The following is a 24624-nucleotide window of genomic DNA, read 5'->3' as shown; positions in this document are numbered from 1 at the left end:
TCCTTAACGCCGATCCGGGGCATCCGGCAACGTCGGTCTGGTGGGTGCCTCCGGCTCGATGGACACCGGTGCCGTGCCCGCCCCTGCCGAACCGCCGTCGTTGATTTTCACCAACGTGCCGGAGATGGTGACGCCAGCGCCGTCGATTTTGATAAACCCGCCCGGCGCCTTGATGGTCAGCGACTGCCCGGCTTCCAGCACGATATCCGCCGCTTTGAGGTAGCTGTCGGTATTGACCAGCACGCGCTGATGCGCGCCAATCAATGTCTCTTCTGAACCGGACAGCGTCGTCTGGCGGCTGCCTTCAATACGAGTGATCTCGCCGCCGCCGATAAAGCGTTTGAATGACTGGGTGATGCTCTGTATCAGATGACGGCCGATCGACTGATGATGGTCCTGCCCAATCTGTTCAAAATCATCCTGTCCGATGGTGCGATGGCTATGCCTGTCCACCCGCTGGAACTGGTCCTTCGCCACGCTCAGATGCTGATCCAGCCCGACGCTCTGGCGATGAATGTTATTAATCACCGCGTCCATGTCTTTCTGAGCATGCAGGTAAATCTGCTCCCGGGTGGCCTCATCTTCGAAACGAAGTTCGTTGAAACCACTGCCTTTGTGGGTATCGGTTCGCAGCGTGGTGCGTGTTTTGTGTTCCGGCAGCACATACGGCGTGGGGTTGGTGGCATGAAACGTCCGACCGGTGATCAGCGGCTGGTCTGGGTCACCTTCCAGAAAACTCACCACCACTTCATGGCCGATGCGCGGAATAGCGATCAACCCGTACTGGCCGCCGGCCCAGCCCTGACTGACACGCACCCAGCACGAGCTCTGGTCGTCGCTGGCGCCGTAGCGGTCCCACGGGAATTGCAGTTTCACCCGACCGAACTGGTCGCAGTAAATCTCTTCCCCCGCCGGACCGACGACGGTGGCGATCTGCGGGCCGTCCACCATCGGTTTGTACGGCAACGCCGCCCGCCAGGTAGTCGCGCCCTTCACCACCTCGAAGCTGTTGCTGAGTGTGGTCGGCTCGCCGCCGCTTTCCTCTTCCAGCGCCTGCGGTTGCTGACCGCTGTGGGTCACCGCCACCACCTGCCAGGCGAGATTGAACGCCGGATTCGGGTGTTCGGTGAGAGTAAAGGTGCTGCCCGGCCGCAGTTCGGCGGCGTTGGATTCACCCACGCCGGTTATCGCATCCGCACGCAGCGCGTCCAGCCGGTAGCCGGTAAACGCCTTGCCGCTCGGGTCCTGCTTGAAACGGCCGGGGTAGTCGAAGTGCTGGTAGGACTCACGTTGGTGATCCAGCTCGTTACTGGTCTTCTTGTGGGACAACCCATACGCTGGGGTTTTAAAGCTGTAATCCTTCAGTTCCACCTCGGCGGTGCTTACCGCTTCGGCGTAGCGGAAACGGCGCACGTAAGCGCCTTCGGACAACCCTTGGGTGGCGAGATTGAAGAACAGCGCCGGGCCTTTGGCCAGCGCGCCGGCGTCGTCGGCGAACACCACCCGGTGCTTGCCGGCTTCAAACTCGTGGAAGTAGAACATCCCCTCTTCCGCCGCCAGCCGGTTGATGAACGCCAGGTCGCTTTCGCGGTACTGCACGCAGTATTCACGCACCGCGTGCTCGTGGCGCAGCGAAAAAGCAAAATCGCTGATACCGGCTTCCTGCAACAATTGCGTGATGATCTCGTCCGGCTTCTTGGTCTGGAAAATACGGGCGTTGGTGCGCAGCCCCAGCCGCCACAGCGCCGGGCGCACGTCCGCCTGATAGCGGGTGCGGCGAAAGCCGGTGTCGCCCTGGGCAAAGCGGCTGACGATGCCGCTGACCCGGCGCTGCAGCTCGCCTTCGTACCACACCATCAGCTCGCACGGCTGGTCCAGCACCGCGCCAAAATCAATATCCGCCTGGCTGCTGGCAAGGCTCAACGACAGCGCGAACGGCTGGTTCAGCGCCTCGCTCAGTTCGAAATCCACCACCGCGAAGGTGGTTTCCGCCAATGCGCCGATTTTCACGGTAAACTGCAATCCTGTACTGTTGGCCACCCCGCTTCCTCCTTTTCCCGGCTCCATAGCTACCGCACACCCGGCGGATGCCGTGCGTCAGCGCAAAATCATGATCAATACGACTGCACTCAGCGATGGGCGCGCCATCGCTCAGCGCAGACAAAAACGGAAAAACCCGGACCGCAGTCCGGGTTAAGGCGGCATTACGCTTCGATCGGCGCGCGCCAGTCGTCGGAACCGGAAGTGCCGGCGACGGTGTGCTCCCAATCAACTTTGCGGTAGGCCAGCGACACTTCGATCAGCTGGGTGTAATCCTGCTTGGACGGGTCCTGACAGTGCGGCATCTGGTTGTTGATGTCGACGATGGTGGCGTCGGTGAGGGTGGTGGTGAAAAAATGCTCCTGTTTGCCTTCCACGGACGTGCGGTACCACTTCAGGGTCACGGTCGGCAGCATTTCGCCGGACGCCAGCGCGTTATACAGCAGCGGCACGGCCTTGTTCAGGGCGACGGTGAATTTGAACGGTTTGTGCACACGCTGACCGGACGGCTGGCCGGACTGCGGGTCGGTCGGCACAGTGACGATGTGGTTGAATTCCTGTACCAGCATCTCGTCTTCGTGGCCCTGCACGTAGATGTTGCCGACGGAGTCGGAGGTGAAGGCACCGGCAGTGATATTGCCCTGAGTTTTACCTTCGATGCTGATATAGCATGGAGTTGGCATAGTCTTGCTCCTTGTTGTTGAACATGTGTTTGACTTCACCGTTCATAGAGCAATGACCATGCCACTTTTTATTTATTTGTTTTAAAAGGGAAAATCCACATCGCCATTTTCCCTAAGTCAAATTTGAGCAAAAAATTGCGCAGACCTCCCGAAAAAACGGCATCCATTGCGCAAACAGGGATTTATGCTGGAAAGTGAGCAAGAAGTTGCGCAGATTTTGCATTTATTCTTATGCGGATTGTTTAGTGAACAAAAAAATCAGAAAATTTGTGATTTTAGTCACAAATAATTTTTCTTAATTTTACTGCCATCGCTGCCGATACCGAGCCACAGAGCAAGTTATTCAATCTGTAAGGCAACCATCCTTTTCACGCTCATTAATGGAATATGTGAGGACATTGACATGATTCACCAGCAAAACACTGCCCCGGCTATCGGTATCGATCTCGGCACCACCAATAGCCTGATCGGTGTTTGGCAGGAGGGCAAAGCGCACCTGATTCCCAATGCGCTCAATGAATACCTGACGCCTTCGGTCGTCAGTCTTGATGAGGACGGCGCCATACTGGTCGGCCGACCGGCCGTCTCCCGCCTGACGACCCACCCTCACCTGTCCGCCGCATTGTTCAAACGCCATATGGGCAGCAGGAAAACCTTCCGGCTGGGTGATCACGCGTTTGACTCCGCAGAATTATCGGCACTGGTGCTGAAATCGCTCAAGGCCGACGCTGAAAGTTATCTCGGCCACCCGATCAAAGACGTGGTGATTTCCGTTCCCGCCTATTTCAGCGACGAGCAACGCAAGCAAACGCGGTTTGCCGCCGAACTGGCGGAGTTGAACGCCGTCCGGCTGATCAATGAACCCACCGCGGCGTCGATGGCCTATGGGCTGCACACGCAAAATCTGGGGCGCACGCTGGTGTTTGATCTGGGCGGCGGCACCTTCGACGTCACGGTGCTGGAATACGCCTTTCCGTTGATCGAAGTGCACAGTTCCGCCGGCGATAACTATCTGGGCGGCGAAGATTTCACGCAGTTGATCGTCAAAGCCGCGCTGAAGACATGGCAACTGGAAGAGAGCCAGATTCCCGCCACGGAGCTGGCGCAGCTTTACAACCTGGCCGAACAGTGGAAATGCCGGCCGGCGGCCGAACAGACCAAAACCCTGTGCTGGCGCTGGCAGGAGCGGGAATGGCGTCTGGAACTGGATGACGCCGCCGCGGAAGCCATCTGGCTACCGCTGTTAAACCGGTTGCGCGCGCCGATTGAGCAGGCGCTGCACGACGCCCGGCTGAAACCGGAGCAACTGGATCACATCGTGCTGGTCGGAGGCGCGTCGCGTATGCCGGTGATTCAGAGGCTGGTGGTGCGGCTATTTGGCAAACTGCCCTATCAGCATCTGGACGCCAGCACGGTGGTGGCGCAAGGCGCCGCGGCGCAGGCGGCCTGTCGGCTGCGCAATGAAGATATCGAAGAAGTGATTCTCACCGATGTCTGCCCGTATACGCTGGGCATCCGTACCGCCAACGATCACCAGAGCGGCCTGTTCTCGCCGATTCTGGAACGCAACACGGTGGTGCCGACCTCGCGGGTTGAGACGTTTTCCACCTCACGGCCCGGCCAGACGGCGATCAGCATCGCCATCTATCAGGGAGAAAGCCCGTACGTGGAGAACAATATTCTGATTGATGAGTTCGACATGACCATCCAGCCGAAGGACCACCCGCAGTCTATCGAAGTCCGCTTCAGTTACGACATCAACGGCCTGCTGGAAGTGGATATCAACCTGCCCGACAGCGGCGACACCTTTACCAAAATGATCGATCGCAGCCCGGTGGGGCTAAGCGCGGCGCAACGCGAGCAAAGCCAGCAACGGCTGAAAGCCCTGAAAATTCACCCGCGCGATAATCTGGTCAACCGTAATCTGCTTGCCCGACTGGAGAAAGCCTGGGCGCAGACGCGGGCCGACGAGCGAGCGCAAATCGGCATCTGGCTGCGGGAATTCGAGCAGGCGCTGGCCGCCCAGCATACGCCTCGCATTCAGGAAACCCGCGTTCGTCTGGAACGCGCGCTGGACGAGTGGGATAGATAGACAATTCGTTCGATAAATCCGCTCTATAAACACCAATAAAGGAGCTGAAGGCCCCTTTAATTGTCTGATTGCTGACAAAATCCTTAAGTACAGGATGAAGCATTTTCCTGGCGTCAAAAACTGTGCTGAGGTGGGTGACTTCGCCGGATGCGCGGCAGGGACGCCGCGCAAGCCCGTGCCGCGTCTGACAAAAACGCCGGGAGCGTTTTTGAACAGCGTTTACGCTGGCCCGCAGGGCGAGCCCCAGGGATGGGGCGAGTAACCGCGTCACGGGCGGTCCGAACGCCGAAGGAACCGCGTCAGCGGCACAGTTTAGCCACCAGCCAGTGGTCAAGGAGAGGTGGCGTTGAACCTCGCCTTGTCGTGCGTGCGATGAAGCAGCAAAGAAATGACACCGCTTATCCCGCACGAAACTATTCACTGACCGGACAAAATTCACCATTCACAAGACAGCATAGCTGTTGATACCAACCCGCTACTCCGACGTTATTTTAGGCGGGCCGAACCGGTTCCATCGTTTGCTGCCGTTAAGGCATAGCGGTAAAAAGACGAAAATCGGCAACAACACCACGCAGAACGCCGAAAGTGACGGGCTGTTGCTGCCCATGTCGTTGAAACGGCGTCTGGCGGCGCTGAACAGATTGAGCAGCAACAGAGCGATAATCACCAGGTTTTTATGCGGCGAATGCTCAAGCAGCATGTTGCCTCCGGTATAGAGCACCAGAGCGCCGATCCAGTTTTGCGCAAAGAAACCGGCGCGATCGATACGCTCGTTCATCCGCCAGAACTGCCAGAACCGACCGCGCGACGCGTCGTGGCGTTTAAAACGCGACTCTCGCTCATCGGCGTATTGCTGCAGTATTTTCGCCACCAGCCGCAGCGTCACATCGTCATGAGCGTGACGAAGACAATCATCCAGCAACGCCTGTTCGTCGTTATCCGGCAAATAGGCTTCATTCTGATGGAACTGGTCGATCATCCGGCCGATCAATCCGATGCGTTTATCGTCATCCAGCGGCTTGAGCGCCTGCTGCAGTTCGTCAGACTGGCGTTCCAGCACCGCGTTGGCAATTTGCTCCAGCTCCGGCGTTTTTCCTGCCAGTTGCTGCAACCACTCCCGGTGTTTCTCCGCCTGGCGGTCGCTCCCCAGATAGCAGTAAATAGCATGGAAGATAATCTGATAGACCAGCGGTGACTGCGCCACGGTTTCGCGCCAGCCGGGTTCAGAGGTATAGAATTGACTGGCGGCGACGATATAGCTGTGCCCATCCTGACGTAGGTAGTCCTCCACCGACACCGGCAAACGCATCCAGCAGTTATAGTGAAGCCCGTCGGACAGCACCAGCCATGTCGATAGCTGACGCATGGCGTCATCCGGTTCAACCGCGTCCAACTGGCGGTACAACCGATACAGCGCATACGCCGGGTGCGATTCCGGCAGCGATGGAATCTCAAGGTGGCGCAGCCATGACAGGTTCTCACGCGGGTAGGCCACCATCAGCGTCAGCAGCATGGCGTGGCGGAATTCGTCACGCGCGCTGACGCGCTCCTGTTCAGGCAGGACGATATCCCATACCGAAGCTAAAAACGCCAGCCAGTCTTTGACCGGCTCCAGCATCCGGTTGCATTCGGCATGTTCGGTCAGTTTGCGCAATGGGCCCGGCGGCAAGCGCCGCCATTGCATCAGCCACGAATAGACCTGATTCCAGACCACCGAATCGGTATCGTCGAACTCAGCCGGCAGCACGGCGTCCGACGGCGCCGCCAGCCACGCGGTGAACGCCTGAATCACCGAAGAGGTCGCCAGCCATTGCAGGCGCTGTTCCGCCTGCGCCCGTAATCCGTACATAACCAGCGCCGGCAGCGACTCGTCCGGTATCGGTTGATCCAGAATATCCTGCAGCAGTCGCTCGTTGCCGAACGTGAGCATACAGGCATGCCAGTAGCATTGATCCTGCAACGTGTCGCCGTGGTTCCGCACCAGATGCGCGTAGATGATTTGCGGCTTCCATGCGCCCAGCTTCCATTGCACATAGTCGGCCGCACGCGAAGACAACGGCAGTTGCGCGGCATCCCCCCAGCGGGCCATCATCTGCACCGTCTGCTCCGGCTGGAAGAAACGCTGCAGCGAATCCTCAAGGCTCACGCCGTCCAGCGACGGCGCCACGGCGCTATTGAACGACTGGATCAGTAACGGCAGCCACTCTGGCTGGCGCCGCGCGCACCAGTCGATCAGCCATTGCTCGGCCTGCCCGTGCCGGTTAAGCAGATACAACCGGCGCCACAGTTCGAACGCCTGCGGCTCATCGCCGGTCAGCGCGCAGTGATGTGCGCTCAACCGCAGCCACTCGCTATCCTGTGGTTGAGCGGCAAGTTGCTCCAGGCAGTAATCACGCAATAACGGCTGAGGCACTTCGGCCAGGCTGTACCAGCGAGCCAGTTGATGCATCAGCGCCGGGCAGTCCGGCCAGACAATCACGGCCGCATCGCTCAGCACCGTCTTCAACATGAAACCGGGCCGGTTCCAGAACAGTTCCCGGCACTGCTGCAGGAAAAAGATCGTTTCCAGCTGTGCCGGCAGGTTGAGCCCAGCCAGCGATGAGAAATCGAACCAGTCGCCCCGCGCCAGAAAATCCAGATACTCGTCCATCTCGCCGGCGAGTTCCTGAGGCAACTCGTTCAGCCGTTGACGCCAGCGCAGCCTCTCGGCCAGCAGCCCGGCGCAGGAGGCCGACAGACAGGGTTCCCGATACAGCCGTTTTAACAGCGGCCAGCGGGCCCGCTCAACCACCGTCATCCCGAACTGATCCAGCGTGTGAATAAAACGCTCCCAGCCGATGGGTTGCACACGGGCGGCAGGGTCGGACAATAGTTGCTCAAACGCCGCGCGCAGCGGCTCGGTGTCGGCGTCAAATTCAAACCGGTTGTCGGCCGGCGCGTCGGCTTCCGCCGGAGCCTGCTCGTCTGCCTGCGGCTCACCGGGATGCTGCGCCAGCCGGCAGGCGGCGTCATAAGCCTGCCGCAGGCGCTTAAACCCTTCCGGGTCGGTTTCGGGATGGAATTGCGGCAGCGTTTGCCGGTAAGCCTGACGAATGGCGTCCATATCCTGCGTGGGTTCAATGCCCAGCAGTTGCCAGCACAGATTATCCATTACACCTCTGCTCCCTGTAACGATGCGGGTTTCTCCATGTCCGGATGCGCCACGTCCCACCGCAGATGTTTTATCGGGCTGTCGGCGTGACAATAGAGCGCGTTGAACTGGGCGACATAGGAAGGGCGTCGGCAGAGATGACCCCATTCATACCGCTGAATCTCCGGCGATGCCTCATCCAAGGCCAGCCAGTAGGTTCGGCCGACGAAAAACGCCGCATAGTAATTTTGCCAGCTGCGATAGTAATAGTTGGCCCGCGCCGCCAGACGGGAGTGAAGCCACTGGCTTTCCGTCTGATTGATCCAGCCGCTAAGCAGACCGACCCGGCAGAGAAAACCCATACGACCAAGATCCCAGGCGCGGATGCCGGCTTCGCCGCACAACGCGGCCGTTTCCGTCACCAGCGTCAGCACGCCTTGCCGGCCTTCAGGCTGGCCGGCGCAATATTCCTGCCATTGTTCGGGGCTCAGCCGGTGCCACAAATGATAATCACGTTCCAGGTTCTCCGCGTGTCCGTTGTCGGTCATGCGATTAATCATGGCGATCAAGTCGTCGCGGGAAGCGATATCCCAGCTGTCTTTCAGGCTGAAAGTCTTGCCCGGCGGGTAAAACGTATCCGCATCGTAGCGGGCGCCGTAGTCGATATTCAGCGCCACCATCGGCGCTGACAACGCCAGCAGCCAGTGTTGATATTCCTGTTCCATCACCATAACGTCCAGAGGTTATTGGTTCGTCCTGTTCGTAACATAACAAAAAATGAGGAAAAACTGTCAGATACCGCCTGACATCTCCCCTTATATCGGTACGATCGCCGCATTCCATGAGCCTGACTTTTCAAATTCACTTTTATCCCATCGTGCCGTGATGTGCGGTATGCCACAATGGACGCACTGTATGGCGTCGGCCATCGCATCGGAAAAAAGGAGTAAAGATGAGTTATGCACCTGGCGCTGGCCTGTCCGCCAGCGAGGCGCTGGACCAACTGGAAGCGCGATATGATGCCGCGGTCAACGCGCTGCGCACCGCGATCGGCGATTTTATTACCCACGGCACCCCGCCGGATGCTGCCGCGCGCGCCAACGGACTGTTTGTCTACCCGGAGCTGCGCATCAGTTGGGACGGACAGTCCCAGAAGCACAGCAAGACCCGCGCGTACGGCCGCCTTACTCACGGCGGCAGCTACCGCACCACCGTCACCCGCCCTCAGTTGTTCCGGCACTATCTGGCGGAGCAACTGGCGATTCTGGAAAACGACTATTCAGCGACCATCGACGTCGCGCCTTCGGACAAGGAGATTCCTTATCCGTATGTGATCGACGGCGCCAATCTGGGGCTGGAGCGTTCGATGAGCGCCGCGCTGGCGCAGCACTTCCCCACGCCGTCGCTGGCGCTGATCGGCGATGAAACCGCCGATGGCCTGTTGCAGACGCTCGACCATTTCCCGCTGTCGCACTTCGACGCGCTACGCACCGATTTCTCGCTGGCGCGCCTGCGCCACTACACCGGCACCCGCGCCGAACACTTCCAGCCGTTTGTGCTGTTCACCAACTACACCCGTTACGTCGATGAGTTCGTGCGCTGGTCCTGCGACCAGATTGCCGATCCAGAAAGCCCGTATCAGGCGCTGGCCTGCGCCGGCGGCGCGGTGATCACCGCCGACACCGACAACCCGCATCAGGCGGTATCGGACCTGGCGTGGAAAAACCATCAGATGCCGGCCTACCACCTGATCTCGCGCGAAGGGCGCGGCATTACGCTGGTGAACATCGGCGTCGGGCCGTCCAACGCCAAAACCATCTGCGACCATCTGGCGGTACTGCGGCCGCACGCCTGGCTGATGATCGGCCACTGCGGCGGCCTGCGGGAAAGCCAGACCATCGGCGATTACGTGTTGGCGCACGCCTATCTGCGCGACGACCACGTGCTGGATTCGGTGTTGCCGCCGGATATTCCGATCCCCAGCATCGCCGAAGTGCAGCGCGCCTTGTACGACGCCACCAAACAGGTGAGCGGCATGCCGGGTGAAGAAGTGAAACAGCGCCTGCGCACCGGCACCGTGGTCACCACCGACGACCGCAACTGGGAACTGCGTTATTCAGCTTCGGCGCTACGCTTTAACCTCAGCCGGGCGGTGGCGGTAGATATGGAAAGCGCCACCATCGCAGCGCAGGGGTATCGTTTCCGCGTGCCTTACGGCACCTTATTGTGCGTGTCGGACAAACCGCTACATGGCGAGATCAAACTGCCCGGTCAGGCTAATCGCTTCTATGAAGGCGCGATTTCCGAGCACCTGCAAATCGGCATCCGCGCGGTGGACCTGCTGCGCGCCGAAGCGGAACACCTGCACTCGCGCAAACTGCGTACCTTCAACGAGCCACCGTTCCGGTAAGTAAAAAGCCGCCTTCAGAGAAGGCGGCTTTGATGTAGCCCCCTGAAAGGGGGCACAAAATATTTATTCGCCACTCTTTAGCCTTCTTCTCGAATGCATTACCGAGGAAAAAACCTCACTGCCTCTCTGAATCATCCAAGTGTAAGATGAAACATTTACGCATCGGCTTTCTTCAGGCTATAGCCTCACAGGAACAATCACCACCTCCCGAGGAGGTGGTTTAAAGCTGACAATAAAAAACCCGCCGAGTGGCGGGTCTGTCTAAAGATTTTGTCTCACTGTAACGTTTCCTACCGCAGGAATGGCAAAATATCGCAGCAAGATGATCAGATACTTAATTCACAGGCACTAGCAAAACTATTAACTGAATTAGTTGAACCGGATACTCCGCCGGAGAAGGAGGACTGGTGTCCACCATCTTTTGTCTGGATTCCGACTAAAAATTTTGATTTGGCAGTTTTGAGCAATTTAAGCACCTGAGTGACTTTATCCATATCATCGGATCCGACCTGGATAGTCTTGTCATTTCGTCGGGAAATCATCGCGTCAAACTTTATGGGATCATTACCATCAATCTTGATAATCAGATCAGCAGGGAAATCAGGGTTGTTAGATGTCTTGTCCGCCTCTGCATAGGCAATAGAGGCTTTTCCCTTTGTGCAGTCAAAAATCACAAGTGAGGATGAGTTACCCAAGCTACCCATCATCACGGCCTTATGACCGCCCGAAAAAACATCATCATCGACCTTGGTCATCCACTCTGCATGGGTGAACGGAGAGATAAAAATCATTGCTGCAAAAATAATTTTTACAAAACTCGAACGCTTCACGTTACATCCTTATTGCTTGTTAGACTTATTTTGATGATAACTGATTTTATAAAAAATATTCATTTATCCATGCTCTGATAGTTTTTTATATCCGCAAATTGTGCATTTGAAATAACCTGTTGTTGACCTCATAAACGATTGCCATCAGTCCTCCGGAGGTAAAAATCCGCCTTCAGAGAAGGCAGCTTTGATGTAGCTCCCTGAAAGGGGGCACAAAATATTTATTCGCCACTCTTTAGCCTTCTTCTCGAATGCATTACTGAGGAAAAAACCGCACAGCCTCTCTGAATCATCCAAGTGTAAGATGAAACATTTACGCATCGGCTTTCTTCAGGCTATAGCCTCACAGGAACAATCACTACCTCCCGAGGAGGTGGTTTAAAGCTGACAATAAAGCCGCTCCCGGTTAACGGGAGCGGTTAACTTTACCCCTTCACCGTATCTTCCAGGAAGAAACGTCCCAGCGGGTTTTGGTAGAAGCCGCTGATGTTCTTGCGCGTGACGTTACGGTACGGGCTGTAGTAGAGATCGATCCAGTTGGCGTCGTCCTTGGCCATCTTCTGCAGGTCGATGTACATCTGCTCACGCTTTTTCGGGTCCATTTCCACCCGCGCCGCCGCCACCAGCGCTTTGACCTGGTCATTCTGATAACGGGTCATGTAGTTCATGTTGCTGTCGTGGCCGAGCACGAAGGTGGTTTTCTGGTCCGGGTCCAGAATGTCGTTGGTCCAATAGTTGACCGAGATGTCAAAATCGCCCGCTATCAGCATGCTCCAGCTCTGGCTGGGGTCGACCTTTTGCAGATTGACGGTGACCCCGGCTTTCGCCAGTTGCTGTTGCAGTAGTACGGCGATCTGTTCATCCACTTCATCCCCGGCGTTGACCACATAATTCAGCGTTAGATCGGACGCGCCCGCCGCTTTCAGCATCTGTTTGGCTTTTTGCGGATCGTACGGGCGCTGCAGGTTGTCGGCGTAGTAATAGAGCGCCCCTTTCGGAATATACGAATTGGCGACCGAGCCGTAGTTGAACGTCACGGTCTTAACGATAGCGCTTTTATCAATCGCGTAATCCAACGCCTGACGGACCTCCACCTTGCCGAGCAGCCCGTGGGAATGGTTAATCAGCAGACTGTCCTCACGGGTGGATGGATCCAGCACCACCTTCAGATTCGGGTCCTTCTGCAGCGAAACGATGCGCGAGAACGGCACCGACAGCGCGGCATCCAGTTCGCCGGCCTGCACCTTCAGCATACGGGTGTTGTCGTCCGGAATGGTTTGCCACTCCACCCCGTCCAGGTTGACGTGGTCCGCCTGCCAGTAATAGGGATTTTTCGCCAGCACGATCCTATCGCCGCGCGCCCAGGATTTAATGACAAACGCGCCAGAACCTATCGGCCTCTCGGCAAAGGTTTCTTCACCCAGGCTGTGGACGATTTTTTCCGGCAGCACCGAGGCGTTTGGCAGCGCCAGTTGCGACAGGAACGGCGCGGAAGGCGATTTCAGCGTTACGACCAGCGTATGCGCATCCGGCGCCGCCAGCTTATCGATGATGCTGTAAGAGTCGCGCCACAACGACTCCTTGCTGTCGCGGATACGGGTCAGGCTGAACACGGCGTCCTGCGCCGTTACCGGCGAGCCGTCGGAAAAGCGCGCCTCGCGCAGCGTGAAGGTGTACACCGTGCCGTCCGGCGACACCGTCCAGCTCTGCGCCAGCCCCGGCTCCAGTTTGGTGCCGGTTTTATCCACCCGAATCAGCACGTCGAACACGTTCGAGAACACCCAGTTATCAGCGTTCTGCGCCGATTTAATCGGGTCGAAGGTGGTGCTGTCCTCACGCCGTCCGATGGTGAGAATCCCGGCCGCCTGCGCCAGTTCGCTGACCAGACTGAGCGCCAGCAACACGCTGGCGGCCGCCACATTGCGCTTATACATTTTCATGGCACGACTCCCCTGTTGATACGATTGGAATGCGAGTGGAAGCGGAAAAGTCCGCGGAAACGGCTCCCACGGCGTCGGCTGGCGCCGTGGGGCAAAACGCGATGTCGCCGGCCCGCAGGCAGGCTGAATACTGACGCCCCTGCGCTCGCAACGGCGGCGTTTCCTGCCGGCACGCCGCGATGGCATGCACGCAGCGCGGGTGAAACGCGCAGCCGGAAGGCAGCGCCAGCGGGCTGCGCGGTTCGCCCATCAGGCCGGTGGCCGGCAGTGAACGGTCAGGATCGATATCGGGAATGGCGGCGATCAGCGCGGCGGTGTACGGATGCTGCGGCTGGCTGAACACCGCCTCGGTCGGCCCTTCTTCTACAATGCGCCCGAGATACATGACCGCCACCCGATCGCACAGCCGCCGCACCACCGCCAGATCGTGCGCGATAAAGATCATCGCCAGCCCCATCTGTTCGCGCAGCGACATCAACAGGTTGATGATCTGCCCCTGAATCGACACATCCAGCGCCGACACGCACTCGTCCGCCACCACCAGCTGCGGCTCCAGCGCCAGCGCGCGGGCAATCCCGGCGCGCTGACACTGCCCGCCGCTCAGGTCATGCGGGTAGCGCCGGCCGTGCTCCGGCCGTAGTCCCACCATGGACAGCAACTGGCTGACGCGCTCGGCAGTGACGGCGGGAGATAACCGTTTATGGACTTTCAGCACCTCGGCGATGCTCTGGAACAACGTCTGGCGCGGATTGAGCGAGGAAAACGGGTCTTGAAAAATCATCGCCGTCTCTTGCCGTAAGCGGGCTACGTCGCTGTGCAGGCCATCGCTGACCGGAATGCCGTTGAAACGCACCCGGCCGCGCTTTAACGTCTCCAGTTGCAACAGAGCACGGCCCAGCGTGCTCTTGCCGCTGCCGGACTCACCCACCAGCCCGAGGGTTTCGCCGGGAGCAATCTGCAAACTGACGCCGTTGACCGCCCGCACTTCGCGTTTTTGCCACGGAAAGCGGCCCGATACCGGGAACGTCACGTCAATCTCTTCCGCCTCCAGCAGCGGGTATATCAGTCCACTCATCCGGCCTCTCCTTCATGTTCCGTCAACGGGTAATGGCACGCCAGTTGCCGCGCCGTACCGTCCAGCGGCGGCGTCTGCCGCTGGCAACGCTCGCCCGCCCGCGCACAGCGCGGCTCAAACCGGCACCCGTCGACGAACTGTTCCGGCAACGGCGGCTGGCCGGGCAACGTACGCAACGGCCCGCTGTCGCCCGCCTGCATCGGCTGGCACGCAATCAGCGCGCGGGTATAGGGGTGGCGCGGCGAAGACAGCAGCGCCCGCTTCTCCCCCAGCTCGCACAGGCGGCCGCCGTACATCACCGCCATGCGGTCGCAGGTCTGCGCCACCACGCCCAAATCGTGGGTGATCATGATGATGGCGATGCCCAGTTGCTCGCGCAGTTGCGCCAGCAACCTCAGGATCTGCATCTGCACCGTGACATCCAGCGCGGTGGTCGGCTCGTCGGCGATCAGGATCTGCGGTTCGCAGGCCAGCGCCACGGCGATCATCGCTCGCTGCCGCATGCCGCCGGAAAACTCGTGCGGATAATTGCCGGCCCGCCGTACCGGGTCGGGGATACCGACCTGCTGCAACAGCGCGACGGCCTCATCGCGCGCCGCGCGTCGACTGCTGCCGAAATGCAGACGCCGACTTTCGGCAATCTGCTCGCCGATGGTCATCACCGGATTGAGATGGCTGGACGGATTCTGAAAAATCATCCCCAGCTGTCGCCCGCGCACGGTTGTCATCTGCGCGTCGCTCAGTTGCATCACATCCTGACCGTTGAGCCACGCCTCGCCGGCGGCGATATGCAGCCCCGCGCCCGGCAACAGCCGCATCAGCGCCCGGCAGGTCAGGGTCTTGCCGGAGCCGGATTCGCCCACCAACCCCAGCATTTCCCCTTTCTGCAAGGTGAAGGAGACCGCATCCACCAGCCGGATTCCTTGACGGTTTTCCAGCGTCAGCCCCCGTACATTCAGCAGCGTCATGGCCGTGCTCCCAGTCGATCGCCCAGACCGTCCGCCAGCAGGCTAAAGCCCATCGCCAGCAGCACGATCGCCAGGCCGGGAAAGGTGGTCATCCACCATGCCGTGGTGATAAAGCTCTGCCCTTCCGCCACCATCACGCCCCACTCCGCCAGCGGTGGCTGCACCCCCAGCCCGAGATAGCTGATGGCCGCGCCGCTGAGCAACACCAGCACACAGTCGGACATCGCAAACACCAGCGAACTGGTCAGCGCGTTCGGCAACAGGTGGACGAACAGCACCCGCCAGTGGCTGTAGCCCAGGCTGCGGGCCGCCAGAATGTAGTCGCGCTGGCGGAGCGTCAGCACCTGCGAGCGCACCAGCCGGGCGTAGGACACCCACCCCACCATCGCCATCGCGATATAGAAGCTCATCAGCCCCGGCCCCAGCACCGCGATAATCGCCAGCATCAGCACCAGAAACGGGAACGCCAGCACCACGTCGATCACCCGCATCACCAGGGTGTCGGTCAGGCCGCCGAGGTAACCCGACAGCGCACCCAGCAGGGTGCCGATGCAAAATGGGAACAACACCCCCAACAGACTGATTTGCAGGTCGATACGGCTGGCCCACACCACGCGCGAGAAAATGTCGCGGCCGTAGTTGTCGGTGCCGAACAGGTAGGCGCCGCCCGGCGGCTGCAGACTGACCGACGGGTCCTGCGCTATCGGGTCGAACGGGGCTACCCACGGCGCCAGTAGCGCCAGCAAAACCCAGCACAGCAGAATCAGCGTGCCGGCCAGCAGCGCAGGCTGGCGGAACCGCCAGCGCGCCGCGGCAAAACGCGGGAAGAATGTGAAAGACGAAACCCGGCTCATAGACGAATCCTCGGATCCAGCGCCACCGTCAGCAGGTCGGCCAGCAGGTTGACCGTCACGGTGGCGACGGCAAACAGCATCACCACGCCCTGCACCACCATGTAATCGCGGCTGAAAATCGCCCGAACCAGCAGTTGCCCCATGCCAGGCAGTGCGAACACGCTTTCGATCACCACCGTGCCGCCAATCAGCCAGCCGATATTCACCGCCAGCAGATTGAGCGTCGGTACCAGCGAATTCGGCACCACATGCCGCCAGAAAATCCGCCGCTCCGGCTGGCCGCGGGCGCGTGCCGCCACCACATAATCGCTCTTGAGTTCCGCCAGCAGGCTGGCGCGCAGGTTGCGGGTCAGCACCGCCGATAACGCCAGCGCCACCGTCAGGCACGGCAGAAACAGATGATGCAGCCGCTCGGCCCAACTGCTGCCGTAGCCCGACACCGGAAACCAGCCTAGCCGCAGGCTGAACAACAGAATCAGCATGATCCCCAACCAGAACGCGGGAAACCCCAGCCCGGCGGTAGACACCAATCGAATGAGCTGATCCGTCAGCCCGCCGTGATACCGGGCCGCCAGCGTCGCCAGCACAACAGCCAGCGACAGGGCAATCAGCACACTGCCCAGCACCAGCAGCAGCGTCGGCTCCACCCGGGACGCCACCAGCGGCAGGGTATCGATTTTGTAGACGATGGAGCGCCCCATTTCGCCGTGCAGCAGATTGCGCAGAAAGTAGAAATACTGCAGCCAGACCGGCTCATCCAGGCCGTACTGCGCACGAATGCGGGCGATGGCGTCCGGCGTGCTGCGAATGCCCAGCAGCAGACGCGCCGGGTCGCCGGGAATGGCCCGTACCAGCAGAAAGGTGATCAGACTGATGCCGAACAGCACCGGCAGCATCTGCAACGGACGCAGCAATAAAAATCGGTAACGGTGCATGTTATTTCCCCCACTGCGCTGCACATAAACAGTGCAGTCTGCCCGGCGACGGCGTTATCGGAACCGGAACGGCGCAAGCACGCCGACGGGAAACAACAGCTCGATAGTCGTGACACTGGCGCATAAAAGCCTCAATTAACACCGCCTTAATCCGGCACTGGCATTTACGCTAGCGGTCACTCACCGCGCTGGGTAGTTAGTAAAAATGCTAGTTTTTGCGTGTAGCCAACTGGCACCCAAATTGCATTAACTCAGGAGATAAACGTCGGATTGTGTCGTGATCCATGCCGTAAGCGGGAGGGCAGCCGTGAGCGAAAAAACAGCCGTGAGCAGGAAAATAGACGTCGCCCCCCGTGGAGGAACCGCCGTGGGGCTGGCCGACAGCGACCATCGCGGAGCGGCGGCATTTGAACCGGCCTTCGAACGGTTGTACGACGACGTGCGGCAACTGGGGTTTGACGCGCTGATTTACGACTACACGCCGGTTCCGCGTTCGCTGGACGGCGAATTGATCACCCCGTCCCTGCTGCGCACCCGCAATGTGCCGGATGACATGGTGTCGCTATGGTGCCAGAGCGGCTACTACCAGGTAGACCCGGTACAGATCCACGCCCTCGACAGCTGCGCGCCGTTCACCTGGTCCTACTGTCGCCCGGAGAACACCTCGCTGCGCCGGGTGCTGAACGAACAGCACCGCCCGGTTTCCCACTATATGCAGGACCATAATATGCTGTGCGGCGTCACCGTGCCGATGCACCTGCCGAAAGGCGGCTTCGTCACCGTGACCGCTATTCATACCGGGCTTGATACCGACAGCGAGATCGAGACGGTGCTGGCGCGTATGGGGCTGCTGGCCCATACCTTTCAGGAACAGGTGTTCCCGCTGTTTGACCAAGCCTGGTACCTTTGCCGCCACGTGCATCTTAGCCCGCGCGAGCAGGAGTGTCTGGCCTGGTCGGCGGAAGGACTGACCGCCAAGGAGATCGCCCGCAAACTGCACCGTTCGCTGGCGACCGTCAATCTGCACCTCAACAACGCCGCCCGCAAGCTCGGCGCCAGCAACCGCGTACAGGCAGTGGTGCGGGCGATGCATTATCGGCTGCTGTAACGCCGCCGCGTCACGGCACCGTCACATGCACCCGGCGCAGCTGGTGCAACGCCAGTCCTGCGGATTGACGGCCTGATAGAAAAAGCGGAAATAACACTCTTCAATCGGCACCTGATGCTGTTCGAAACAGTCCGCCAGCCAATCGACGTTTTCCAGAATCCAGTCATCTTCATCCAGCCCGTCCCGGTAAAGCTCATCATCCGGGTCAATCACCGAATAAATCCCCAGTGTTCCCAGATGCTGCTCGCAGTATTTCTCCGGTAATTCAAACTCACGCCCCAGATAATCAATGATCCAGTGACCGTGACATAAAAGATTACCGTTCCGGCTCCATGATGCCGTAAAAGGATTTTGCATGATTATCTATACCCAAAATAATTCGAGTTGCGGGAAGGCGGCAACCGAGTGAATCCCCAGGAGCTTACATAAGTAAGTGACTGGGGTGAGCGAGGGCAGCCAACGCACCTGCAACTTGAAGTATGACAGGTATAAAATACCATTAATATCATTAGAATAAATATAAAACCTGACAATATCTGGATAAATAAATCGGCATGAATAATACAATCTATCAGAGTGGAAAAATATATGGATATATACCCAAAATAATTCGAGTTGCAGGAAGGCGGCAAGTGAGTGAATCCCGATGAGCTTACTCAGGTAAGTGATTCGGGTGAATGAACGCAGCCAACACACCTGCAACTTGAAGTATGACGGGTATAAACCTATAACCCTCAATGGGTAAATAATAAAAGCATTGATGAAAGACAACGTATTTTCGATTAGCAGAGAAATACATATAATTGCCTCTCGATAAATCCTCGTTATTCAGACGCGTTCTGCCGTCACGGTACAACCTCGTATTTTTGCTAGCTATTCACCGCAACGCGCCGGCGGTAGCGTGTGCCTGTCCATCATGAAAAAGGTATGCGTTATGTATAACGTCTGTGAGGGGTATGCCCCTTTTCGCGAGTACCAGACCTGGTACCGGGTCTGTGGCGATCTCGCCTCGCCGCTGACGCCGCTGGTGGTGGCGCACGGCGGCCCCGGTTGCACCCACGACTATGTGGACGCGTTTCGCGACCTCGCCCAAACCGGCCGGGCGGTGATCCATTACGATCAGACAGGCAACGGCCGTTCCACCCATTTGCGCGACAAACCGGCCGGGTTCTGGCAGGTATCGCTGTTTCTGGATGAACTCGACAACCTGCTGCGCCACCTTGGCATCGCGCAGCGCTATGCCTTGCTGGGGCAATCGTGGGGCGGCATGCTGGCGGCGGAACATGCCGTGCGGCAACCGGCTGGGTTGCAGGGGCTGGTGATCGCAAACTCGCCCGCCTCTATGGCATTGTGGCTGTCCGCCGCCGCCCGACTGCGCGCTGCCCTACCGCCGACGGTGCAGGCCACGTTGCTGGCTCACGAACAGGTCGGCACGCTAAACAGCGATGCCTATCGCGCCGCCAGCCAGGTGTTTTACCAGCGCCATGTTTGCCGGCTCGATCCCTGGCCGGACGAGGTGAAACGCACCTTTGCCGCGATGGACGACGATCCAACCGTCTACCACGCCATGAACGGGCCGACCGAGTTCCACGTGATCGGTTCCATGAAGGACTGGAGCATCATCGACCGTCTGCATGCCATCAGCGTGCCGACATTGCTGATTTCCGGCGAGTACGACGAAGCGGCCCCCGAGGTGGTGCAGCCCTTCGCCGACCACATCCGCCACAGCGAATGGGTGATCTTCCGGCACTCCAGCCACATGCCGCACGTAGAAGAGCGCGCCGCCTGCATGGCGGTGGTCGGCGAGTTTCTTGAACGCCTGCCCTGATGCCGCCTCGCGCCGTCCGCTAATCGCACGGCGTACCGACCCGAAATGTTGATACGCCGCAAACGTTTATTCACAGAATCGCTTTATAACTGGTTCACCACCCCCGCCCGGCGAAGATGGGACCGGGATTTCTGGTCTATGATGAAAAAGCCGTCACGTTGCCCGGCAAGAGAGCACATGCCGGACTGATGTTCATGGCGAACCAACACGCGATTGACAGAAAGGAGAGCGTTATATGTCAGGCAGTAAAAAGAAAAAGAGCCCGATTGGACTGGATGTGCAGCAGTCTGAAAAGATTGCCGCCAAACTGAACACCTTGCTGGCCAACTACCAGATTCTTTACATGAATGTGCGCGGTTATCACTGGAACATTTCCGGTGCGGCGTTTTTCGAACTTCACGCCAAGTTTGAGGAAATCTACAACGAACTGCTGTTGAAAATCGACGAACTGGCGGAACGTATTCTGGCGCTGGGCGCCCAACCGCTGCATGCCTACAGCGACTACCTGAAAGTGGCGGACATCAAAGAAGACGTCAACGCCACCGACGGCAAAAAAACGCTGGCAGGGTTGCTGGCCGGTTATGCCGTGCTGCTGCAACAGCAGCGGGAAATCCTGCCGCTGGCGGCGGAAGCCAGCGATGAAGGCACCGCGTCGCTGATGACCGATTACATCAAAGAGCAGGAAAAACAGATCTGGATGTTCAACGCCTACCTGAAATAACCCCGGCCTGACACCTCATCACCACCCCGCCCGCTCAGGGCGGGGTTCATGCACTAACCGCGTTTTACCGCACACCGGCGCTACTCTGTCTTACTTAAGGCAGCGTGACGATCTCAATCCAGTTAGCGCCTTTACCGGTCGGGAAACGGCCGGTCAGCGTCAATTCGCCGCTGGTTTGATTGATGCGATACACCGACAACTGATCGGATTTTTCACCGCTGGCGATCAGGTAGCGGCCGCTGGGATCGATCTGAATACCGCGCGGCTGGGTTTCGGTAGGATAGCGCGCCACATAACGCAATTGACCACTCTTGGGCGTAACCCGCAACAGGCTGACGGTGCTGCTGGTGCGTTCGGAAACATACAGGAAACGGCCGTTTGGCGTTAGCCGCAGATCCGCGCTCCAGATTTTCGGGCGGTTATCGATGCCCGGCGCTTTAGGGTCGACCGTGCCGGGTTGCATTCCCGCGTCCGCCGGGAGGGCATCGGTGTAATCCCGCAACGTCAGCCGACCGGTGGTTTTGTTCAGCGTCAGCCGCGCCACTTTACCGGACAGCTCATTACTGACGTACAGGGTGCGGTGATCCGGCGCCCAAACCAGATGACGCGGTCCATTGCCCGCCGATAACGCCAGTTCAGCCGGCGTATTCGGGGTCAGCTGTCCGGTTTTGGCATTAAAGCGGAACTGCAACAGCTGGTCGCTGCCCAGATTGCTGGCCAGCACAAACCGGTTCTGGCTATCGGCGATGATGCTGTGCGCATTCTTCCCGGTAGGCACGACCTGCACCGCCTCGGCGCTCACGCGACCGTCTGCCGCAATCGGGCTGACCGCCACCTTGTTGCCGCCGTAGGAGGCGCTGAGCAGCCAGCGTCCGGTGCGATCGGTAGAAATGTACGCCATGCTGTCGGGCAGCGGCGCCGTTCCGGCCGGGCTCAACGCGCCGGTCTTCCGGTCGATGGCGTAACCGGCCAGCGTGTACGGTTTGCTGCGCACCGCGGCGTACAGATGGCGCTGGTCCGGACTGAGCGCCATCGGCATGACTTGCGCGCCAGCGGCCACCGTACCAATGGCGGTCAACTGGCCGTTTTTGGTATTCAAGGTATAAGAGCGGATTTCCCCGTCTCCCGCCGCCGACACGTATACCGCGGTCACGGCCGATGACGCCAGCGGCCACAAACTGGCCGCCAGCAACGCCGCCATACCGCCCCATGTGGTGAGTTTCGTGTGTTTTGCCATATTTTATCCCTGATGATTTCGTGATGTTCTACGTATAAACCCATTCGTCCAATAAATTAAAACAGCATTTTAATCCAGAAGGAATAGCAAACGCCGCAGGGATATGGGATAGGCGGTCAGGACGGGGAAACAGTCTCCTGCCGACCGGCAGGAGACCGTTGGAAAGGCTCAGCGACGATCAGAAATCGACATTGACGCCCAGTTGGAAGGTGCGGCCCGGCATCACGGCCAGTTCGCGGTTGTAGCCATCCTGAGCGGTGCTCTGCGTCAGTTGACGGCTGCTCAGGTAGTCCCAGTATTTACGGTCGGTCAGGTTATAAACGCCGCCGCTCAGCCGCACAGTCGGCAGCACGCGCCAGTAGGCGGTCAGGTCCACCAGTCCGTACCCCGGCACGCGCATATACTGGGTGGTCGAATCGGTCAGCGCCGCGCCGGTATTGTTGTACCCCTGACGGTTGTTGGCGGTGGCGCGCTTACCTTTCTGGAACGTCGACGTGATGGCCGCGCCGTAGCGGTTGTTCGCTTCGTCCCAGGCCAGTCCCACCACCGCTTTCACCGGCGCTACGCTGTCGAGGTCGACGTATTTGTCGCCCAGATAGCGGGATTTCGATTTACCTTCGTTATAGCCGATCGCCATCGTGGTGCTGAACCCGCCGAGCGCGTCAAACCAGGTGCCCCACTGCACGCGGCTGCTGAATTCCGCGCCGTAGATATAAGCCTTGTCGCGGTTTTCCATCTGGTATGCGGTATAGATATTCGACGGTACGTTGGTGAACTTTTCCGGATTAGCCGCACGGGTATAGCGGGTGTTGGCGATAAAGTTCTTGTAGTCGTTGTAGAACACGGCGGTGCGGAAGGTCACCCCGTCGGTCATGTCGCCTTTCAGACCCCACTCATAGTTGTTGCTGGTTTCGGTTTCCAGATTGCTGTTGCCGATCAGCGCGTACTGCGCACGGCCGGCATAGCTGGAGCCCAGACTCCAGGAGCCGTACAGCTGGCTGGCGTCCGGGAACTGGGCGCCGCGGCGATACTGCAGGTAGGTGCTCAGGCGCGGCGTCAGTTCATACTGCAAACTGAGCGACGGCAGCACTTCGGTATCGCGGGTGGTCTTGCCGTACAGCGACTGTACATCGTTCGTGGTGATCGCGCTGCTGCCCGCGCTCAGGCTGGACAGGTTGCGTGACTTGGTGCTCTGGTGCGCCACCCGCACCCCAGGGGTGATCGCCAGCGTCCTGCCGGCCAGTTCAACCTCCATTTTATCCTGCACAAAGCCGCCCAGACTGTAGCTGCGGCTATCCGCTTCCGGCTGCATGATGACATTGGCCCCGGTCTGAGCCGGCGACTGATGGAACGGGCGTTCGGTATCGGACTGTTGGGCGTTGAAGCCCCAGGTGAACTGGTGCATGCCGACGGATTTCAGCAGGCTGGTTTCGATGCCGTAGGTTCTGACGTTGTAGTCGGAGTTGACTTTCTGCATGCTGCCGTCGTCCAGCGGCAGGTCGGTGTCGTCTTTCGCGGTGGAACGCTGGGCGTAGATGCGGGAATCCACCGCATCCACCCAGCCGGTGTTGGTGGCGGAGGTCCAGTTGTGGCGCAGGCTGCCGCTCCAGCGCTCGCTGTCGCTGTCCTGCTGCGAGGTGCCGACGATGCTGCTGCCAAAGTTATTCCAGCCGTCGTAGTGGGTGTGAGACGTCTTGCTGTAGTAGTCGAGCGTCCCGGTAAAACGGTGCTGATCGTTAGGCTGCCAGATGGCGGAAGTCATCACCGCCGTCGAGTGCCAGTTGAGCGGATAGGCGGACAACTGGTCGCTGTTGGTGCGGGTTTCCTGACCATCACGACGGCTGATCACCGCAATGCCGCGCAGGGTCTGATCGCCGCCGGCGACGGTGACGCCGTTGTGCCAGCTACGGCTGGCGGAGTCGTAGTCGCTCTGATAACCGACATAGTGGTCTTTCTGCGCGGATAAATACTGATCGGGCGATTTGGGGCGGAACGACACTGCGCCGCCGATGGCGTTATTGGCGCGCTCGATCGGCGTCGCACCCGCGTCGATGCTCACCAGGCCGTACATGTACGGGTCGATGTAATCACGGCCGATGCCGAAGGTGTTAAGACCGGGACGCCCGGCGTAACTGCGGCCGGTGGCGTTGGGCAACGGGATGCCGTCTACATCGATCGCCACCCGGTTGCTCTCCAGACCGCGGATGTTGTAACCGGTGTACCCGCCGCGATCAAACCCGCTTTTACCGGCGCCGGAACCGCCGCTGACGCCGGTGGCGCTCACCAGCGGCTGATAGCGCATGATAGAACCAAAGTCGTTGCCTCCGTTCTTTTGCATGTCGCTGTCGGTCATGGTGATGGTGGTGCCCGGTTTGGTGACGCGCGGCGACATCACCGTCATCTGATCGCCGGACCCACCAGCGGCGGTTTTGTCCGCCGACACGGCTTTTTTCGTCCCACTGTCCGTCGTGGTCGATGGCGTCGTGGTGGTCGATGGCGTCGTGGTGGTCGATGGCGTCGTCGTCGATGATGTCGCTGTGTTCGCGTCCGCCGCCAGCGTTGGGCAGGCAAGACCGGTCAATACGCCGGTCAAAATGATCCGGTTTAACCCGGTGCGATGCTTTTCTTTGTTGTGCAAGAACATACTGCAACCTCAATAGTGGATGTCATTATCTTCTTGCTCAGGGATTGCCAAACAGTATCATTTCAACCCGTTACGGTTGGAATACCCGTCATGTTTCACGTTGCCGGCGCATCAGCCGCCTGCCTGCAA

The 24624-nt window shown here is 59.2% G+C and carries 18 protein-coding genes; 5 read left to right on the top strand and 13 right to left on the bottom strand.

The annotated features are described in order from the left end of the window. Positions 1–3 precede the first annotated feature (3 nt). A complete protein-coding gene (locus tag CVE23_RS07415; protein WP_100849200.1) occupies positions 4–2040 on the bottom strand; it encodes a type VI secretion system Vgr family protein in 2037 nt (678 codons plus the stop codon). A 164-nt stretch (positions 2041–2204) separates the two neighbouring features. Next, on the bottom strand, positions 2205–2723 hold the full coding sequence (locus CVE23_RS07410; protein WP_038918397.1) for an Hcp family type VI secretion system effector: 519 nt from the start codon (positions 2721–2723) through the stop codon (positions 2205–2207). A 403-nt stretch (positions 2724–3126) separates the two neighbouring features. Between CVE23_RS07410 and CVE23_RS07405 the strand changes: the two genes are divergently transcribed. Continuing rightward, positions 3127–4815: a molecular chaperone HscC gene (locus tag CVE23_RS07405; protein ID WP_100849199.1), complete on the top strand. Its 1689-nt coding sequence runs from the start codon at positions 3127–3129 to the stop codon at positions 4813–4815. 475 nt (positions 4816–5290) lie between these two features. Here CVE23_RS07405 and CVE23_RS07395 read toward each other — a convergent pair whose 3' ends face one another. Both CVE23_RS07395 and CVE23_RS07390 read right to left on the bottom strand, forming a co-directional pair. Then, positions 5291–7966, bottom strand: a complete 2676-nt coding sequence (locus CVE23_RS07395) for a DUF805 domain-containing protein (RefSeq protein ID WP_100849198.1) — start codon at positions 7964–7966, stop codon at positions 5291–5293. Continuing rightward, the gene (locus CVE23_RS07390) at positions 7966–8670 is read right to left on the bottom strand and encodes a DUF1266 domain-containing protein (RefSeq protein WP_038920855.1); all 705 of its coding nucleotides are present in this window, start codon (positions 8668–8670) and stop codon (positions 7966–7968) included. The genes CVE23_RS07395 and CVE23_RS07390 overlap by 1 nt, the downstream gene beginning before the upstream one ends. A 227-nt stretch (positions 8671–8897) precedes the next feature. On the opposite strand from CVE23_RS07390, the gene CVE23_RS07385 reads away from it, so the two are divergent. Beyond that, the gene (locus CVE23_RS07385; protein WP_100849197.1) at positions 8898–10355 is read left to right on the top strand and encodes an AMP nucleosidase; all 1458 of its coding nucleotides are present in this window, start codon (positions 8898–8900) and stop codon (positions 10353–10355) included. Between the two features lie 326 nt (positions 10356–10681). Here the strand turns inward: CVE23_RS07385 and CVE23_RS07380 are convergent, their stop codons facing one another. The 6 genes from CVE23_RS07380 to CVE23_RS07355 all read right to left on the bottom strand — a co-directional run bounded on the left by CVE23_RS07380 (position 10682) and on the right by CVE23_RS07355 (position 16957). Continuing rightward, positions 10682–11185, bottom strand: a complete 504-nt coding sequence (locus CVE23_RS07380) for a hypothetical protein (RefSeq protein ID WP_225622648.1) — start codon at positions 11183–11185, stop codon at positions 10682–10684. 425 nt (positions 11186–11610) lie between these two features. Further along, positions 11611–13125: an ABC transporter substrate-binding protein gene (locus tag CVE23_RS07375; protein ID WP_100849196.1), complete on the bottom strand. Its 1515-nt coding sequence runs from the start codon at positions 13123–13125 to the stop codon at positions 11611–11613. Continuing rightward, entirely contained in the window at positions 13112–14200 is a 1089-nt protein-coding gene (locus tag CVE23_RS07370) for an ABC transporter ATP-binding protein (RefSeq protein WP_100849195.1), read from the bottom strand. Before CVE23_RS07370 ends, CVE23_RS07375 begins: the two co-directional genes overlap by 14 nt. Then, the gene (locus tag CVE23_RS07365) at positions 14197–15168 is read right to left on the bottom strand and encodes an ABC transporter ATP-binding protein (RefSeq protein ID WP_100849194.1); all 972 of its coding nucleotides are present in this window, start codon (positions 15166–15168) and stop codon (positions 14197–14199) included. The genes CVE23_RS07370 and CVE23_RS07365 overlap by 4 nt, the downstream gene beginning before the upstream one ends. After that, positions 15165–16022 carry an ABC transporter permease gene (locus CVE23_RS07360; RefSeq protein WP_100849193.1) on the bottom strand — a complete coding sequence of 286 codons (858 nt, stop codon included), beginning with the start codon at positions 16020–16022 and terminating at the stop codon, positions 15165–15167. The genes CVE23_RS07365 and CVE23_RS07360 overlap by 4 nt, the downstream gene beginning before the upstream one ends. Next, the gene (locus CVE23_RS07355) at positions 16019–16957 is read right to left on the bottom strand and encodes an ABC transporter permease (protein ID WP_038660567.1); all 939 of its coding nucleotides are present in this window, start codon (positions 16955–16957) and stop codon (positions 16019–16021) included. Before CVE23_RS07355 ends, CVE23_RS07360 begins: the two co-directional genes overlap by 4 nt. A 373-nt stretch (positions 16958–17330) precedes the next feature. Here CVE23_RS07355 and CVE23_RS07350 point away from each other — a divergent pair, with 373 nt between their 5' ends. Continuing rightward, a complete protein-coding gene (locus tag CVE23_RS07350; RefSeq protein ID WP_202438458.1) occupies positions 17331–18065 on the top strand; it encodes a helix-turn-helix transcriptional regulator in 735 nt (244 codons plus the stop codon). 21 nt (positions 18066–18086) lie between these two features. Here the strand turns inward: CVE23_RS07350 and CVE23_RS07345 are convergent, their stop codons facing one another. Next, the gene (locus CVE23_RS07345) at positions 18087–18422 is read right to left on the bottom strand and encodes a hypothetical protein (RefSeq protein WP_100849191.1); all 336 of its coding nucleotides are present in this window, start codon (positions 18420–18422) and stop codon (positions 18087–18089) included. Positions 18423–18999: 577 nt separating this feature from the next. On the opposite strand from CVE23_RS07345, the gene CVE23_RS07335 reads away from it, so the two are divergent. Together CVE23_RS07335 and CVE23_RS07330 are read left to right on the top strand one after the other, a co-directional pair. After that, positions 19000–19893, top strand: coding sequence for a proline iminopeptidase-family hydrolase (locus CVE23_RS07335; protein ID WP_100849189.1), 894 nt, complete (start codon positions 19000–19002; stop codon positions 19891–19893). Between the two features lie 235 nt (positions 19894–20128). Continuing rightward, on the top strand, positions 20129–20614 hold the full coding sequence (locus tag CVE23_RS07330) for a Dps family protein (protein WP_038918391.1): 486 nt from the start codon (positions 20129–20131) through the stop codon (positions 20612–20614). A 94-nt stretch (positions 20615–20708) separates the two neighbouring features. Here the strand turns inward: CVE23_RS07330 and CVE23_RS07325 are convergent, their stop codons facing one another. Both CVE23_RS07325 and CVE23_RS07320 read right to left on the bottom strand, forming a co-directional pair. Further along, positions 20709–21851 carry a lactonase family protein gene (locus CVE23_RS07325; RefSeq protein WP_100849188.1) on the bottom strand — a complete coding sequence of 381 codons (1143 nt, stop codon included), beginning with the start codon at positions 21849–21851 and terminating at the stop codon, positions 20709–20711. 178 nt (positions 21852–22029) lie between these two features. After that, entirely contained in the window at positions 22030–24495 is a 2466-nt protein-coding gene (locus tag CVE23_RS07320) for a TonB-dependent receptor domain-containing protein (RefSeq protein WP_100849187.1), read from the bottom strand. Positions 24496–24624: the final 129 nt, after the last annotated feature.

Origin of the sequence: Dickeya fangzhongdai (genome assembly GCF_002812485.1) — a bacterium.
Classification (GTDB): Bacteria; Pseudomonadota; Gammaproteobacteria; order Enterobacterales; family Enterobacteriaceae; genus Dickeya; species Dickeya fangzhongdai.
The sequence above is the reverse complement of the archived record's forward strand: the minus strand, read 5'-3'. Positions and strand labels throughout refer to the sequence as shown.

Bases quoted from the DNA above. Each gene is read 5' to 3' on its own strand.
- CVE23_RS07335 (WP_100849189.1), top strand. From the start codon at position 19,000: ATGTATAACGTCTGTGAGGGGTATGCCCCTTTTCGCGAGTACCAGACC.
- CVE23_RS07390 (WP_038920855.1), bottom strand. From the start codon at position 8,670: ATGGAACAGGAATATCAACACTGGCTGCTGGCGTTGTCAGCGCCGATG.
- CVE23_RS07375 (WP_100849196.1), bottom strand. From the start codon at position 13,125: ATGAAAATGTATAAGCGCAATGTGGCGGCCGCCAGCGTGTTGCTGGCG.
- CVE23_RS07370 (WP_100849195.1), bottom strand. From the start codon at position 14,200: ATGAGTGGACTGATATACCCGCTGCTGGAGGCGGAAGAGATTGACGTG.
- CVE23_RS07355 (WP_038660567.1), bottom strand. From the start codon at position 16,957: ATGCACCGTTACCGATTTTTATTGCTGCGTCCGTTGCAGATGCTGCCG.
- CVE23_RS07360 (WP_100849193.1), bottom strand. From the start codon at position 16,022: ATGAGCCGGGTTTCGTCTTTCACATTCTTCCCGCGTTTTGCCGCGGCG.
- CVE23_RS07330 (WP_038918391.1), top strand. From the start codon at position 20,129: ATGTCAGGCAGTAAAAAGAAAAAGAGCCCGATTGGACTGGATGTGCAG.
- CVE23_RS07345 (WP_100849191.1), bottom strand. From the start codon at position 18,422: ATGCAAAATCCTTTTACGGCATCATGGAGCCGGAACGGTAATCTTTTA.
- CVE23_RS07405 (WP_100849199.1), top strand. From the start codon at position 3,127: ATGATTCACCAGCAAAACACTGCCCCGGCTATCGGTATCGATCTCGGC.
- CVE23_RS07325 (WP_100849188.1), bottom strand. From the start codon at position 21,851: ATGGCAAAACACACGAAACTCACCACATGGGGCGGTATGGCGGCGTTG.
- CVE23_RS07395 (WP_100849198.1), bottom strand. From the start codon at position 7,966: ATGGATAATCTGTGCTGGCAACTGCTGGGCATTGAACCCACGCAGGAT.
- CVE23_RS07365 (WP_100849194.1), bottom strand. From the start codon at position 15,168: ATGACGCTGCTGAATGTACGGGGGCTGACGCTGGAAAACCGTCAAGGA.
- CVE23_RS07320 (WP_100849187.1), bottom strand. From the start codon at position 24,495: ATGTTCTTGCACAACAAAGAAAAGCATCGCACCGGGTTAAACCGGATC.
- CVE23_RS07385 (WP_100849197.1), top strand. From the start codon at position 8,898: ATGAGTTATGCACCTGGCGCTGGCCTGTCCGCCAGCGAGGCGCTGGAC.
- CVE23_RS07410 (WP_038918397.1), bottom strand. From the start codon at position 2,723: ATGCCAACTCCATGCTATATCAGCATCGAAGGTAAAACTCAGGGCAAT.